The sequence below is a fragment of the Bacteroides sp. OM05-10AA genome, from assembly GCF_003439055.1.
Classification (GTDB): domain Bacteria; phylum Bacteroidota; class Bacteroidia; order Bacteroidales; family Bacteroidaceae; genus Bacteroides; species Bacteroides intestinigallinarum.
Map to the genome: position 1 here is coordinate 12,012 of NZ_QSUR01000048.1, position 14,924 is coordinate 26,935.

The following is a 14,924-nucleotide window of genomic DNA, read 5'->3' on the forward strand; positions in this document are numbered from 1 at the left end:
TTATATTTCTTTGCCGTTAGTAAATACAAACTTCTTTTCGTTCGAAAGAGATTCGTTAAATTCAAACCCTTCCCAAGAGAAGCTTTTCAGATCCTCCGGATTTTCAATTCGATTCTTCAGAATGAACCGTGTCATTTCACCACGGGACATTTTGATATATATCACTATCGAAGCCAATTTTCCATTCTTCCATACTTGAAATTCGGGAGTGATGACATGCACCTCTTTTTCCACCCGCCTCCAATCAAACAAGCTTTTCATCTCGTCACTGGCCAAATTGCAAAGCATGCCGCCGGCTTTCTTGATGTCTTCAATGAACACATCCGTCAAGCGGGACTGCCAATAAGAAAACATCATCTGATTACCCAGTTCAGGCAGCACTACATCTCCTTCCAACCGATAGGAACGAATAACGTCCAAAGGCCTCAACAGTCCATAACAAAAAGAAGTCAGCCGCAAGTGTCCCTGTGCATATTCAAATTCTTCTTTCGAGAAATCTTTTGCATTCAACCGTTTGAACACAATTCCGGTATAAGCCAATAAAGCAGGCAGTTCCGGTGTACCCTCTGCATGAAAAGCCTGATAACGCTTGTAATTTTCCACAGCTATTTTAGCATTCACACGCAACAGGCGTTCCAGTTCGTCCACCGAAAACTGTGACATCTGCAAAGCAATCCCGGAAGCTTCTTTTTGAAATCGTGGAACCGTCTTCAAAGGAACTTTCACCTTTGAAGTTTCACTCATAGTCTTGGCACAAGATAGAAGTACTAACATTGTTAAATCTGATTTTATCTTTTCGAAAAACAAAAATAAAAAATAAATCGCTTCTCTTGCTGGCTAATAGACAGATTATCCCTAAATTCAGCCAATAATTAACTTTAATCATTTATTAATAACAAAAATGCCCCCATTATGACACACACACTAATCCCCCTGAAAGTGTTATGCTTATTGACAATCTTCTGTTTGTATGGCAGTTTATCCTATGCCAGCGTAAACTCTAAACCTTTTGTTGTCCCCGAACTCAAACAATGGACAGGAAAAGATGGTAATTTCACTCCGGAAACAAATGCGAAGATAGTATGCACCTCTGCAAATCCAGAATTGCTGCGAATAGCCCAAATGTTTGCCGACGATTATCAGCAAATGTTCGGAAAAACATTAAGCGTAACTCAAGACAAAGCCACATCCGGAGACTTCATCCTATCACTGTCAGCTGACAAAGAACTGGGAGAAGAGGGTTATGAAATCAAGATTACCGATCGAATCACGACTTCTGCTCCCACCCTGACAGGGCTTTACTGGAGCACACGTACCCTCTTGCAAATAGCAGAACAAAGCCAGGAGCACTCATTTCCCAAAGGAATAATCCGCGACTATCCCGACTACTCCATCCGGGGATTCATGATAGACTGCGGTCGTAAATTCATTCCGATGAGCTATCTTCAGGATCTGGTAAAAATAATGGCTTATTACAAGATGAATACCCTGCAAGTCCATCTGAATGATAATGGATTCAAGCAATATTTTGATAACAACTGGGACAAGACTTATGCTGCTTTCCGTCTGGAGTCCGAAACTTATCCGGGACTGACAGCCCGCGACGGTTCTTATTCTAAAAAAGAATTTATTGATTTTCAGAAACAAGCTGCAACCAACTTTGTAGAGATTATACCGGAAATTGATATTCCGGCACATTCATTAGCATTCACTCATTACAAACCGGAAATTGGGAGCAAGGAGTACGGAATGGATCATCTTGACTTATTCAAACCGGAAACCTATCAATTTGCAGACGATCTGTTCAAAGAATACCTGAAAGGTGACGACCCTGTATTCGTGGGCAAGCGTGTGCATATCGGTACCGACGAATACTCGAATGCCAAGAAAGAGGTAGTAGAAAAATTCCGGGCTTTCACCGACCATTATATCCGGCTGGTAGAAGGCTTTGGCAAACAAGCCGTGATATGGGGCGCTCTCACTCATGCAAAAGGAGACACCCCTGTCAAATCAGAAAACATCATTATGAATGCCTGGTATAACGGATATGCCGACCCAGCAACCATGATAAAAGACGGCTACCAGCTAATCAGTATCCCGGATGAAATGGTTTATATTGTTCCATTAGCCGGTTACTATCAGGATTATCTTAACGAGGCATTTTTATATAAAGAATGGACACCGGCACATATCGGGAAAGCCGTATTCGAAGAAAAGCACCCTGCTATTCTCGGTGGCATGTTTGCCATTTGGAACGACCATGCAGGTAATGGAATTTCCGTGAAAGACATTCATCACCGTGTATTCCCTGCGTTACAAACTCTAGCAGTAAAGACATGGACAGGGAAAGAAACCAGTCTGCCGTTCGAAGTGTATAATGAAAAGCGTAGTGCTATCAGTGAAGCCCCCGGAGTCAATCAATTGGGAAGAATCGGCAAGAGTCCGGCATTGGTATATGAGCGTTCTACCGTCGCTCCCGGCAGCACTTCCACTTACCCGGAAATCGGCTATAATTATACAGTCAGCTTCGACATTACCGGAGCACCAGAGAAAAGCGGAACAGAATTGTTCCGTTCACCCAATGCCGTATTCTATCTAGCAGATCCAATTCGAGGGATGATGGGTTTTGCACGCGATGGTTATTTGAATACGTTCCCATATAAAGTGAATCCGGGAGAGAAAGCGACCATTCAGATTGAAGGCGATCATCGTAGTACCACACTCAGAGTTAACGGAAAAGTTGTTGAAGAAATGAACATACAGAAATGCTATTTCAATGCAGGAAAGGATTCTATGAGTTATATACGCACATTGTTTTTCCCGCTCGAGAAAGCCGGAAACTTCAATAGCCGGATAGAGAATCTGAAAGTACACAATTATCGTGTAAGCAAATAACAGAAAACATCTATTTGTAACAAGACACTTAAATAAGAAAAACTCCCCCTTTGGCATTCCAAAGAGGAAGTTCTTTTTATTTTGATAAACAGCTAAAGCAGTTTATTTATATTCCTGCCAGCTCTTGATCTGAATATCACCTAATTTTAATTCGCAGAATGCTTCGATAAAGGCACTTGCCAGACGAGCATTTGTAATCAATGGAATGTTGTGATCGATTGCACCACGACGGATACGATAGCCGTTCGTCAATTCACGCTTACTATGATTCTTCGGAATGTTTACGATCAGGTCAAACTTATGGTCAGCGATCATCTTCATTACATTATTCTCTGCACCAGGTTTCTCATCCGGCCAGTAAACCGGAGTCGCATCTACTCCATGAGCATTCAAAAATGCAGCAGTTCCGGCAGTAGCGTAAATCTGATATCCCTTGGCAAACAGCATACGGCTGGCATCCAGCAAATCCACTTTCGACTTCATAGCACCGGAAGAGAACATTACTGCTCTTTCAGGAATCTTGAATCCGGTAGCGATCATTGCATTCAGCAATGCTTCAGAGAAATCATCACCGATACATCCAACTTCACCTGTAGAAGACATATCCACACCCAATACCGGGTCAGCCTTGTGCAGACGAGAGAAAGAGAACTGAGATGCTTTTACACCAATCCAGTCGATATCAAATGCAGATTTATCCGGACGTGAGTACGGAGCATCCAACATGATGCGGGTAGCTGTTTCGATGAAGTTACGTTTCAGTACTTTAGAAACAAACGGGAAACTACGAGAAGCACGCAAGTTACATTCGATTACTTTCACTTCGTTGTTACGAGCCAGGAACTGGATATTGAACGGACCGGAGATATTAAGTTCTTTGGCAATCTGACGGCTGATTTTCTTGATACGGCGTGCCGTTGCAAAGTAAATCTTCTGTGCCGGGAATACCAGTGTAGCGTCACCGGAGTGAACACCGGCAAATTCCACATGTTCAGAAATAGCATATTCCACCACTTCACCATTCTGGGCAACAGCGTCAAATTCAATTTCTTTTGTATTTTCAAGGAATTGAGAAACAACTACCGGGTATTCTTTAGAAACTTCGGCAGCCATCTTCAGGAAGTTTTCCAATTCTTCGTCATCGTAGCAAACATTCATAGCAGCTCCCGAAAGAACGTAAGAAGGACGAACCAATACCGGATAGCCTACTTTTTCTACGAATCCCTTCACCTCTTCGAGACTGGTAAGTTCCATCCATGCCGGCTGGTCGATACCCAGTTGGTCAAGCATAGCAGAGAACTTGTTACGGTTTTCAGCACGGTCGATAGAGATCGGAGAAGTACCCAATACAGGAACCGACTGGCGGTAAAGTTTCATTGCTAGGTTATTCGGAATCTGTCCGCCTACAGAGACAATCACACCGCGAGGTTGTTCCAAGTCGATTACGTCGAGTACACGTTCGAACGAAAGTTCGTCGAAGTACAGACGGTCGCACATATCATAGTCAGTAGAAACCGTTTCAGGGTTGTAGTTAATCATGATAGATTTGTAACCCAATTTGCGGGCTGTCTGAACGGCATTTACCGAACACCAGTCAAACTCAACCGAGCTACCGATACGGTAAGCACCCGAGCCCAGTACCACTACTGATTTTTCATTCTTATAATAGTTTACATCATAACCTTCTACTGCATAAGTCATATACAGGTAGTTAGTCAGTTCCGGATGTTCGGAAGCGATGGTATTGATACGTTTCACAGCCGGAAGAATACCCAAAGCCTTACGATGAGCACGTACAGCCAGATTTTCTTTCTCCATATTTCCAGTCGGGTTCAATACGAAACGAGCAATCTGGAAGTCAGAGAAACCTAATACTTTCGCTTCACGCATCACGTCAGCCGGAATATCTTCTACTTTATTATAAGCAGACAATTTAGCTTTGTAGTCTACGATATTTTTCAGTTTGCCAAGGAACCAGGGATCGATCTTAGTCAGGTCGTGGATACGTTCGATAGTATAACCTTCTTCCATAGCCTGTGCAATAGAGAAGATACGTAAGTCAGTCGGACGGGAAAGTTCTTTATCCAAATCGTCAAAGTGCAGTTCGTCGTTACCTACGAAACCGTGCATACCCTGACCAATCATACGAAGACCTTTCTGGATGATTTCTTCGAAAGAACGACCGATAGACATGATTTCACCTACCGACTTCATGCTTGAACCGATTTCACGAGATACACCGGCAAACTTAGTCAAGTCCCAACGAGGAATCTTACAGATGTAATAGTCAAGTTCAGGAGCTGAATATGCAGAATTCGGAGTACCCATTTCACCGATCTGGTCGAGTGTATAGCCGAGTGCTACTTTAGCAGCAACGAATGCCAACGGATAACCGGTAGCTTTAGACGCCAATGCAGAAGAACGGCTCAAACGGGCATTTACTTCAATCACACGGTAGTCGTCCGTATCAGAGTTGAAAGCATACTGAATGTTACATTCACCCACGATACCGAGGTGACGGATACATTTAGTAGAAAGTTCTTTCAACAGAGTCAATTCTTTATCATCCAGTGAACAGGTAGGAGCCACTACGATGGATTCACCGGTATGGATACCCAGCGGGTCAAAGTTTTCCATGCTGGCTACTGTGAAGCAATGGTCGTTAGCGTCGCGGATCACTTCAAATTCGATTTCTTTCCAGCCTTTCAACGATTCTTCTACCAGAATTTGTTTAGAGAAAGCAAAGGAGCTTTCAGCCAGTTTCAGGAATTCTTCTTCGTCGGCACAGATACCGCTACCAAGACCACCCAATGCATAAGCAGAACGTACCATGACAGGATAACCGATTCTGCGTGCAGCAGCAATGGCATCTTCCATGTTTTCTACTGCCTGGCTAACCGGAGTCTTCATCTCGATTTCGTTCAGTTTCTTCACGAACAAATCACGGTCTTCTGTATACATGATAGCTTCTACCGATGTACCAAGCACCTTTACTCCGTATTTATCAAGAATACCCTGTGTGTAGAGTTCCGCACCGCAGTTCAACGCAGTCTGTCCGCCGAATGCCAGCAAGATACCATCAGGACGTTCTTTCTTGATAATTTCTTCTACAAAATAAGTGTTTACGGGAAGGAAATACACTTTATCGGCAATACCTTCAGAAGTCTGAATGGTTGCGATGTTCGGGTTTACCAATACTGAGCTGATACCTTCTTCTTTCAAAGCTTTCAGTGCTTGTGAACCAGAGTAGTCGAACTCTCCGGCTTGTCCGATTTTGAGTGCTCCAGAACCCAAAACGAGAACTTTCTTGATTTCCTTTTCCATTTCTTTTGTTGTTATAATAAGTTGTTATTTCTAAGTTCGTCCATAAAAAAAATGCGTTACCCTCAAAAAAGGATTAACGCATTACCAAAGAACTAAAATATCGTTTTTGGAGAAAAGAGAAGAAGTCTGCCGTTTCCGGGTGCAAAACATCCGAATGTAGATAATACTTACTTCTGATTTCCTGTTGATTCATTGTTAGCTTCAAAATTTGTGCAAAGTAACGACATATTTTGCACATGACAAAAAGAAACGTTCACTTTTTTACTGAAATAGTTTACCGCGTTAATGAAACGGTTGTTTTTCCGTTGGCCTTTTTAATGAATACTTTCTTGTATGGTTCGTCGTCATCCGAGTAAACATGTACGCCATTATATTTCCAGGATATTATTTTCGCCCAATATTTACCGCCGATAACGTCTCTATCCGTATATTTATAGGTGATTTGCATTCCATCCTTATCGCCATTTACATAAATCGGAAAAGAATAAGTGCTCTGTCTTTCATCTCCGTAAGCACTCACTTCGCAATAATACAACTCCTCTTCCTCATCATAGACAACCCAGTTATGATTACCATTATAGTTACCATGCTCCGCATTATAGTCTTCTGTACGTTCTATCGGATTAACTAATTCTTCACGCCATGACACAGGGAGTGTATTTTTATCCTCCGGTTTTATCAGACTGTTTCCATTCCCATCTATATAGTAAAATCGTACCGTATTTCCTCTCGAAAAGAAATTTCCATCCGGGATGCTATCATACCAGCCTTCTTCCTCATCAGTCATTTCATCATTACAACCCATCAGGCTGAATGTACCTAGAACGAATAGCAACATTCCTAGTAGTTTTCCTGTTTTCATGATATAAAAGTTTTTAGATACCGACAAAGATATTGAATTAATCCGGTAAACAGAATATTTTCTTTAATAATTGTTTCTTCTAATAGAAAGCTCATTTTCAAGGTTAACAGTAGTAAGCACAAATCATGAAGTAACTACATTTTGATGTATCTTTCAGTTTTTATCCTTATCTTTGTCGTCATTATATAATAAGGTAATAAAAATATGGGAAAAGAAAAAATCATATTGACGGGCGACCGTCCTACCGGAAGACTTCATATCGGTCACTATGTAGGTTCGTTGAAACGCAGAGTTGACCTGCAAAATGCAGGTGATTATAGTAAGATGTTTATCTTCATTGCCGATTCACAGGCATTGACAGACAATATAGACAATCCGGAAAAGGTGCGTCAAAACGTAATTGAAGTAGCTCTTGACTATCTGGCTTGTGGCATAGATCCGTCTAAAGCTACCATCTTCATACAATCGCAAATTCCGGAATTATGCGAGCTTAGTTTCTATTATATGGACCTTGTAAGCGTATCCCGCCTGCAACGTAACCCGACTGTGAAATCGGAAATCCAGATGCGTAACTTTGAAGCAAGTATTCCCGTAGGTTTCTTCACTTATCCTATCAGCCAGGCAGCGGACATCACAGCATTCCGTGCAACAACTGTCCCAGTGGGTGAAGACCAGGAACCAATGCTTGAACAGGCTCGTGAAATCGTTCGCCGTTTCAACTATATATATGGTGAGACATTGGTAGAACCAGAAATCCTGTTGCCGGACAATGCAGCCTGTCTGCGTCTTCCGGGAACTGATGGTAAGGCTAAAATGAGTAAATCACTCGGAAACTGTATCTACCTTTCGGAAGAACCGGAAGAAATCCAGAAGAAGATCATGAGTATGTATACCGATCCGGGACATCTCCGTGTACAAGACCCGGGAAAGATTGAAGGTAACACCGTATTCACTTACCTTGACGCTTTCTGTCTCCCCGAACATTTCGAACGCTACTTACCGGATTATCCGAATCTGGCAGAATTGAAAGCACATTATCAACGCGGCGGACTGGGCGACGTAAAAGTGAAACGTTTCCTGAACTCTATTATGCAAGAAATACTCGAACCGATTCGTAACCGTCGTAAAGAGTTCAGCAAAGACATTCCGGCTATCTATGACATGCTTCAGCAAGGATGCGAAGTAGCCAGAGCTGCTGCTGCCGAGACTTTGGCAGATGTGAAGAAAGCAATGAAGATTAATTATTTCGATGACAAGGAGTTAATCGAAGAACAGGTAAAACGTTTCTCACAAGAATAAGGAAGTTTGCATAAAAACGCATCATATAAAGTAAAGGCTGCCTACTCTAAGAAAGAATGGCAGCCTTTATTATAATATACAATTTAAGTTTTAGCTAACTTCATCTTCGTCATTCTTGAATAATACATCCTTTAATTTCTGATAAAGGAATGAAAGGATCAGTAATATCAGTCCGAGAATGATAAATACAATGATTTTACCGATAGTAGGCATTGCCCACAAATCGTCAAATACAAGTTTAAGCAGAACGATTCCAAAAGTCGAAAGGCTTATCATGCGCATGACTTTCTGATGCAAACGCATCCCTAGTCCCATCTGAACAAATCCGGCAATGCTTAATGAAAGCGAAAGTCCGGCACTGAAATCATCTACTCCTACCTGCCAAAGGAAAGAGCGTACCATTGTCACCCAAAGAAGAGTGACCAGAATATTGAGATAAATAGTGAAACGACTCTTGATGCCGATTAATAGATAGTATTGGCGTGCCACATAGTATATATTCGCTATTACAAATGCTGCCGTGAACCATCGCAGTACAACAGGCACAAAAGCCATGTTCTCCCATTGATCTCCCCATATATTTATGATGTATACAAGCGTATTTATCCCAATAGCTAACATATAGAAAGTCAGATATTGGGTGATCGGGAATCGTTTTCTAAAAGCATAACAAACACTCGAAATGGCAATGGCAGTAAACAAGAACATTGCTCCGCTCCTCGTAGCTCCCTCAAAATGCAGATGGAATTCCATCATAAATGTATAATAAAGTATGGCTACAGAGACAAAAAGCATGAAAGGATTCCAGAAACCATATTTCAGTTGACGGGCTGTAGAGAAGAATGGTCTATAATACCCTATCAACAGAGCAAATGCTCCCGTAGCCAGCCCTACAAACAAAGAGGTGGCAAATGAACTGTTCAGGAAAATAGTGCTGACAGCATGATGCTCATGCATTACTACACTATATATATCCATCAGGTAAGAAATAAAGGTGAGTCCCACCAGTATCTTTGCCGCATATTCATATACCCGGATTCTCGACTTGATATAAAGCCATAATAATAACACCATTTCTGACGCCCAAACTAATGTTATATAGTTTCCATCCAACTGAATCGGAACGGTAATAGAGACAAATGTCAACACAAGCCCCAGAGTGGTATACACCAGGAATTTATAGTCTTTCCGGCTCTTCCATAACCAAAGCACCAGTCCTAAATTAACAAGAGCAATGAACAGGCTCAACAAACCGCTTGCTTTGAAAGACCATCCCATATTCCGCAAGAACAAAGCCCCCGAAAGCAGATAAATAAAATTATTCGTTATAATGACGAATACCAGTCCCCGACTCATTGTTCGCATATCTTCCCCACGAAGAATGGAGAACACCGGAAGCAGAAAGATAAAATAAAACAGAGTGGTAAACAAAAACAAGTGTCCCGAAATAACTGTAGAACTGGAGGTATAGCTAAATAAAAGAAAGATTCCCATTATCAGCCAGGTAAAGACAAATGAGATAATCGGAAGCTCACCCCACTTCTTATAAATGGAAAGTCCAAACATACCGAGATTCAGGATACTTACATAAGTGAACAGTACCAGATAACTTCCCTCTCCACTGCTTACGATGAAAGGTGCAAGAAATCCTCCGACAAGTGAAATGATAGCCAGTTCACGCCGATTGTACACCGCAGACAGAACAGACATAAATACAGTGACGCCTATCAGAATGATAAACGCCATAGTCTGCGAGAAGATATGATAATAATGGAATGCAATGGCAACCGTAAGATAGAATACAGCAAAAGCGCCACCCGCAAGTAACGAGCTAAATGTACGATATTTCTTTTGCAACCGTTCGGCAACGGCCAGCAATACAGCTCCCGTCAGGAAACCAAGTACGGTACGAAAAGTCTCATTGATCCAATTCTTATCAATAGCATACTTCACAAAGAAGCCTACACCGATGACGAATATAAGGATACCGATCTTTCCGAAGAGATTCTCACCGATGAACTTCTCATAGTTCACTTGTTTCTTTTGTCTTGAAACAGCCGGAGCAACCGGGATAACCGGAACAGTCGGAGATTTAGCAGATTCTTTTCGAACAGCCTCAACACAAATTTCTTCCAATTCTGTTTCAACTGTCTTTTCAGGTGTTTCTTCCAGTGCCTCACGGACTGTTTCAATAACCGATTCTTGTTTTTCCTGAACAACTGTCCCTTGTTGTGCAGCCTTGACTACCGTGACATGCTCTGTCATTTGAGACATCAAAGGAACAGCTTCTGTTTCTTTTACTAATATTTCCTCTTTAGGTTTATGCTCTTCAGTAGTCATCTTTTGCTGAACCTTGAGATAATCTTCCATCCGTTTCTTTATCTCATTCAATTCCTTTTCTATTTTCCCGAAGCGATTATCCAATCTACTCAATAGAACAAATAGCATAACTAAAACAAGTAGCGCATATACAGTATTAAAATCGTCCATAATATCCCAGATTTAAGTTCGATATCACAAATATAGATAATAATTAATAGCCTCAATCAATTGTTATTAAATTATTTGGATTACCTCAACAATGTAAGCTTACATCAATTACACAAATCAGACTACAGATCTCAAAATCTGGAGATAGAATCGCCCTTCACCTTTATCCCAGGCTCCCGATGAATAAAGAGTTTATGGGTGAATGGCAACTCTTACACCAGCTCTTTCACTTTGCTTTGTATACAATATCATTATAGCTAATCAAAATATCATTATAGCTAACAGGAATATGCTAATAGCAAAAACAAATATGCTAATAGATTTTTTCATTGGGATGATTAAAAAACATTGCAGTGTTTTCTGCAATTAATGCAATAATTTTAGAAAACACTATAATAACTTTTTTTGATGTGTAATGTGATGAACACAGTAATGAAAAGGACTCCCTTCACCCGCAAACAGTATATTCATCGAGAGTTCAGAAGAAAGGTGAAGGGGATGAAAAAATTAGTTCTTTGTAGAAGAAGTGCAGAGTACCCTTATCAATGCTCTAAAGCACAGCTTTAGGTAGGCTAGAACTATGCTTTCCATTCCCTAAAGCTATGCTTTTTCAAGCTAAAACAACCTATATTTATAATCAGCGAAAGCGTTTTCATATACCAATCAAGTATAGAATCAAAAGTTCACAAGTTTGTGGTCCACAAGTTTGTAAACTTCACATATTACAACTCGCATTCACATTCTCTACCAAACTAAAGAAAAGGCAGCTGAAAGCGAAAATACCTTATTTCAGGATTCGCTTTCAGCCGCCTTCTCTCTTTCAGCAGGCGATCACAAAGAATCGCCGAATACTGAAATTATATGATTACTGTGCTGATTCGACCAATACTACACGGTTCAGAATCGGTTGACCGAATTTGTCAACACCACCACCGGCTGCAACTTTCAATCTATCGGCAGAGATGCCATACTTCTTAACGAGCAGGTCTTTAACAACTTGTGCACGTTCCAAACTCAACTTCTGGTTGAAAGCCGGAGTACCTGTTGCAGAGTCTGCATATCCGTTGATTGTGTATGTAGCGTTCGGAGATTCTTTTATCTTGCTGGCAAGATATGACAAGTTCATTTCTTCCTGCGGAGACAATTTATCAGAACCGATCTTGAAGAATACAGTACGTGGAGCAATGTTAGTATCTGTTATAACAACTTCTTCAGTATCTTCTACTTCAACCGGTTGTTGTGCATTTGCCAACTGCTGTTGTAATTGCATATTAGCTGCTGCCATTGCATTCATCTGGTTACGCATCTGGTTCAATTCAAGTTCAGAGATAATCTGTGGAACCGGACGTTGGAATCCGCGAGTTGGGAAATAATAAGTTACACCAATAGTAGCACCTAAGATACCATCGTAGTCAGGTTTACCTGCGTGCTCTCCGTCAAACTTGCCTTCCAGACCTGTTGCACTCAATTCCAGATTCAAGTCAACAGCATTCGACAAACGGAAGCGGTTGATAATACCTGCATTGAAAGTTGCGGAGTTAGTGTGAGGACGAGAATAAGCATGAGCCCAACCGGCACCAATATAAGGGATAATTTCATATACACGATTCGGATTGTATCCACCGAAAAGTGCATTCAGGTTAATCATCAAATCACCATGCAAGTTCATGTAGTCCCATCTTTGTTTGTAAGAACCATCTTCTCTCGGACCGCCAACCACATAATTAGCATTTTCGCTGGTGGTGAATCCTTTGGCTTGTAATCCGCTGTACTGCAAACGCAATCCGAATCCCGGAGTTACCCATTTACCAACAGACACGTTAAATGTGGGAGCAACACGATCTCTGAACTTACCGATATGGTCATTGTTTCCATACAATACCTGGGCACCTCCTCCTACAGAGAAGAACCAGTTACTCCAGAAAGGATTAGTTATTACTTGATATTTATCTTGCACCTGAATCACTTCGTATTCAGTTACAGTCATTGTCTGCTGCGCAGAAGCGACAGACGCAACGCCGGCAAATGCCAGCAACATCAGAATCTTTTTCATATACCTAATAGTTAAGTGGTTATTTAAATCTTTTTCTTTGTTGAACTATTTAAATAACACGAACTGAACTAAAAGGTTTTAGGAAAAGATGAATTTATTTGTTTTATTTGAATAATCTTTCGATGTCCTCCTCCTTAATGGTTGTCAAAACGGTTTTCCCATCGGGTGTGTAATTCGGTGAGGGACAGGCAAAAAGGTTGTCTACAAGGCTTACCATTTCTTCATTACTCAACACCTGTCCGTAGACAATAGCCGCTGCCCGCGCCAATGTGATTGCCAGAATATTTTGGATTTCTTCCTTAACGTCATTCCCTTTTTCCATCGCTGTATGTAGCATATTACGCACCAGTTCGACCGGATTCAGTCCTTCAATACCCGAAGGGATGCCATTGATGGCATAGCTACCGCCTCCCAGATTGCTCAAATCGAAGCCGACTGCCGACAAATCATCCATAATGCTTTGAAGGACAGCAGCTTCTGAAGCCGGTAATTGTAAGATTTCCGGGAAGAGAACGCCTTGAGATACTCCCTGTTTCTGTTGAATCTGTACCATATAGCGATCAAAAAGCACCCGTATGTGTGCCCGGTGTTGATCGATTAGCATCAGACCCGATTTAACTGAAGTCAAAATAAACCGCCCTTTAAACTGCAAATGCTGATTTCCTTTTTCCATCACCGGTTCGTTGGCATACAAGGTAGAAGAAGCGGCGGATGTCACCGTCTCTATCTTTTCTTCCACAAAGGCCGGTTCGCCTCCAATAGAAGAATCCTCCCAATCCATTTCGGGTTCCGGCTGCGGATTATTCATCTTACTGGCTTTTGTCAACCCTCCGTACAAATCCTCCCATTCTACTTTCGAACGACTATACGATCCACCGCCACCGGCAGAGACTTTAAACGGATTATAATCTGTATTATAATGCACCTTCGGAGGTTCGGAAGATATCTTTTCCTCAAATGCCGGAATGTCAGGCATATCCTCCGTATCAAAATCAATGGAAGGGATAGCACTGAACTTACCCAGCGATTCCTTAACGGATGCTGAAAGTATCTGCCAGATGGCCTGCTCATTCTCAAACTTGATTTCGGTCTTTGTCGGATGAATATTCACATCAATATTGGCCGGATCTACATCAAAATAGATAAAATAGGAAATCTGTTCACCGGCGGGAATCAACTGCTCATAAGCCTCCATGACTGCCTTATGAAAATAAGGATGGCGCATATAACGTCCGTTGACAAAAAAATACTGATGGGCTCCTTTCTTACGGGCAGTCTCCGGTTTGGCTACGTATCCGGAGATTTTCACCATGGTAGTGTTCACGTCTATATTCAGTAATTGCTGGTTGAGCTTCTTACCAAAAATAGCAAGAATACGCTGACGTAATTGTGATACCGGAAGATTGAAGAGCTCCGAATCATTACTATAAAGCGAAAAGGCAACTTCCGGATGCACCAAAGCGATACGCTCAAATTCGGCAAGGATGTTGCTCAATTCAGTAGAATTAGCCTTTAGAAATTTACGACGGGCAGGCACATTAAAGAACAGGTTCTTTACAGAGAAGTTACTTCCTTTAGAACAGGATATAGCCTCCTGGCTCTCCACTTGAGAACCCGCAATCACCAGTTTCGTTCCCAGTTCTTCCGATTCCGGACGCGTCTTCAGTTCTACCTGCGCCACTGCTGCGATGGATGCCAATGCTTCTCCACGAAATCCCATGGTACGCAAAGCAAACAAGTCCGCAGCTTCCCGTATCTTGGAAGTAGCATGCCTCTCAAAAGAGAGACGGGCATCCGTTTCGGACATTCCTTTTCCATCATCAATCACCTGAATACAGGTTTTACCCGCATCAGTCACTAACACATGTATATTTTGCGCATCTGCATCAATCGCATTCTCCACTAGCTCCTTGATAACAGATGCCGGACGTTGTATCACTTCACCGGCAGCAATCTGGTTAGCTACCGAATCAGGTAACAAATGAATGATATCGCTCATAC

At 41.7% G+C, this 14,924-nt stretch carries 8 protein-coding genes; 2 read left to right on the forward strand and 6 right to left on the reverse strand.

The features are described from left to right. The gene (gene yaaA, locus DXB58_RS24670; protein WP_122138580.1) at nucleotides 1-774 is read right to left on the reverse strand and encodes a peroxide stress protein YaaA; all 774 of its coding nucleotides are present in this window, start codon (nucleotides 772-774) and stop codon (nucleotides 1-3) included. A 138-nt stretch (nucleotides 775-912) separates the two neighbouring features. Between yaaA and DXB58_RS24675 the strand changes: the two genes are divergently transcribed. Beyond that, nucleotides 913-2,895: a family 20 glycosylhydrolase gene (locus DXB58_RS24675; protein WP_122138581.1), complete on the forward strand. Its 1,983-nt coding sequence runs from the start codon at nucleotides 913-915 to the stop codon at nucleotides 2,893-2,895. A 102-nt stretch (nucleotides 2,896-2,997) separates the two neighbouring features. Here the strand turns inward: DXB58_RS24675 and carB are convergent, their stop codons facing one another. Continuing rightward, a complete protein-coding gene (gene carB, locus DXB58_RS24680; RefSeq protein ID WP_009000244.1) occupies nucleotides 2,998-6,219 on the reverse strand; it encodes a carbamoyl-phosphate synthase (glutamine-hydrolyzing) large subunit in 3,222 nt (1,073 codons plus the stop codon). Between the two features lie 274 nt (nucleotides 6,220-6,493). Further along, the gene (locus DXB58_RS24690; RefSeq protein WP_004324666.1) at nucleotides 6,494-7,081 is read right to left on the reverse strand and encodes a hypothetical protein; all 588 of its coding nucleotides are present in this window, start codon (nucleotides 7,079-7,081) and stop codon (nucleotides 6,494-6,496) included. Nucleotides 7,082-7,285: 204 nt separating this feature from the next. Between DXB58_RS24690 and trpS the strand changes: the two genes are divergently transcribed. Further along, nucleotides 7,286-8,380, forward strand: a complete 1,095-nt coding sequence (gene trpS / locus DXB58_RS24695; RefSeq protein WP_004297181.1) for a tryptophan--tRNA ligase — start codon at nucleotides 7,286-7,288, stop codon at nucleotides 8,378-8,380. A 90-nt stretch (nucleotides 8,381-8,470) separates the two neighbouring features. Here the strand turns inward: trpS and DXB58_RS24700 are convergent, their stop codons facing one another. The 3 genes from DXB58_RS24700 to mutL form a co-directional block, all read right to left on the reverse strand. Beyond that, the gene (locus tag DXB58_RS24700) at nucleotides 8,471-10,870 is read right to left on the reverse strand and encodes a DUF2339 domain-containing protein (protein WP_122138582.1); all 2,400 of its coding nucleotides are present in this window, start codon (nucleotides 10,868-10,870) and stop codon (nucleotides 8,471-8,473) included. An 865-nt stretch (nucleotides 10,871-11,735) separates the two neighbouring features. Next, nucleotides 11,736-12,923, reverse strand: a complete 1,188-nt coding sequence (locus DXB58_RS24705; RefSeq protein ID WP_004305595.1) for an OmpA family protein — start codon at nucleotides 12,921-12,923, stop codon at nucleotides 11,736-11,738. 103 nt (nucleotides 12,924-13,026) lie between these two features. After that, nucleotides 13,027-14,922, reverse strand: a complete 1,896-nt coding sequence (mutL, locus tag DXB58_RS24710) for a DNA mismatch repair endonuclease MutL (protein WP_122138583.1) — start codon at nucleotides 14,920-14,922, stop codon at nucleotides 13,027-13,029. Between the last annotated feature and the right edge of the window lie 2 nt (nucleotides 14,923-14,924).

What these genes read in the sequence shown, in the direction of transcription:
- trpS (WP_004297181.1), top strand. Translation starts at nt 7,286, where the DNA reads ATGGGAAAAGAAAAAATCATATTGACGGGCGACCGTCCTACCGGAAGA.
- DXB58_RS24690 (WP_004324666.1), bottom strand. Translation starts at nt 7,081, where the DNA reads ATGAAAACAGGAAAACTACTAGGAATGTTGCTATTCGTTCTAGGTACA.
- carB (WP_009000244.1), bottom strand. Translation starts at nt 6,219, where the DNA reads ATGGAAAAGGAAATCAAGAAAGTTCTCGTTTTGGGTTCTGGAGCACTC.
- DXB58_RS24705 (WP_004305595.1), bottom strand. Translation starts at nt 12,923, where the DNA reads ATGAAAAAGATTCTGATGTTGCTGGCATTTGCCGGCGTTGCGTCTGTC.
- DXB58_RS24700 (WP_122138582.1), bottom strand. Translation starts at nt 10,870, where the DNA reads ATGGACGATTTTAATACTGTATATGCGCTACTTGTTTTAGTTATGCTA.
- DXB58_RS24675 (WP_122138581.1), top strand. Translation starts at nt 913, where the DNA reads ATGACACACACACTAATCCCCCTGAAAGTGTTATGCTTATTGACAATC.
- mutL (WP_122138583.1), bottom strand. Translation starts at nt 14,922, where the DNA reads ATGAGCGATATCATTCATTTGTTACCTGATTCGGTAGCTAACCAGATT.
- yaaA (WP_122138580.1), bottom strand. Translation starts at nt 774, where the DNA reads ATGTTAGTACTTCTATCTTGTGCCAAGACTATGAGTGAAACTTCAAAG.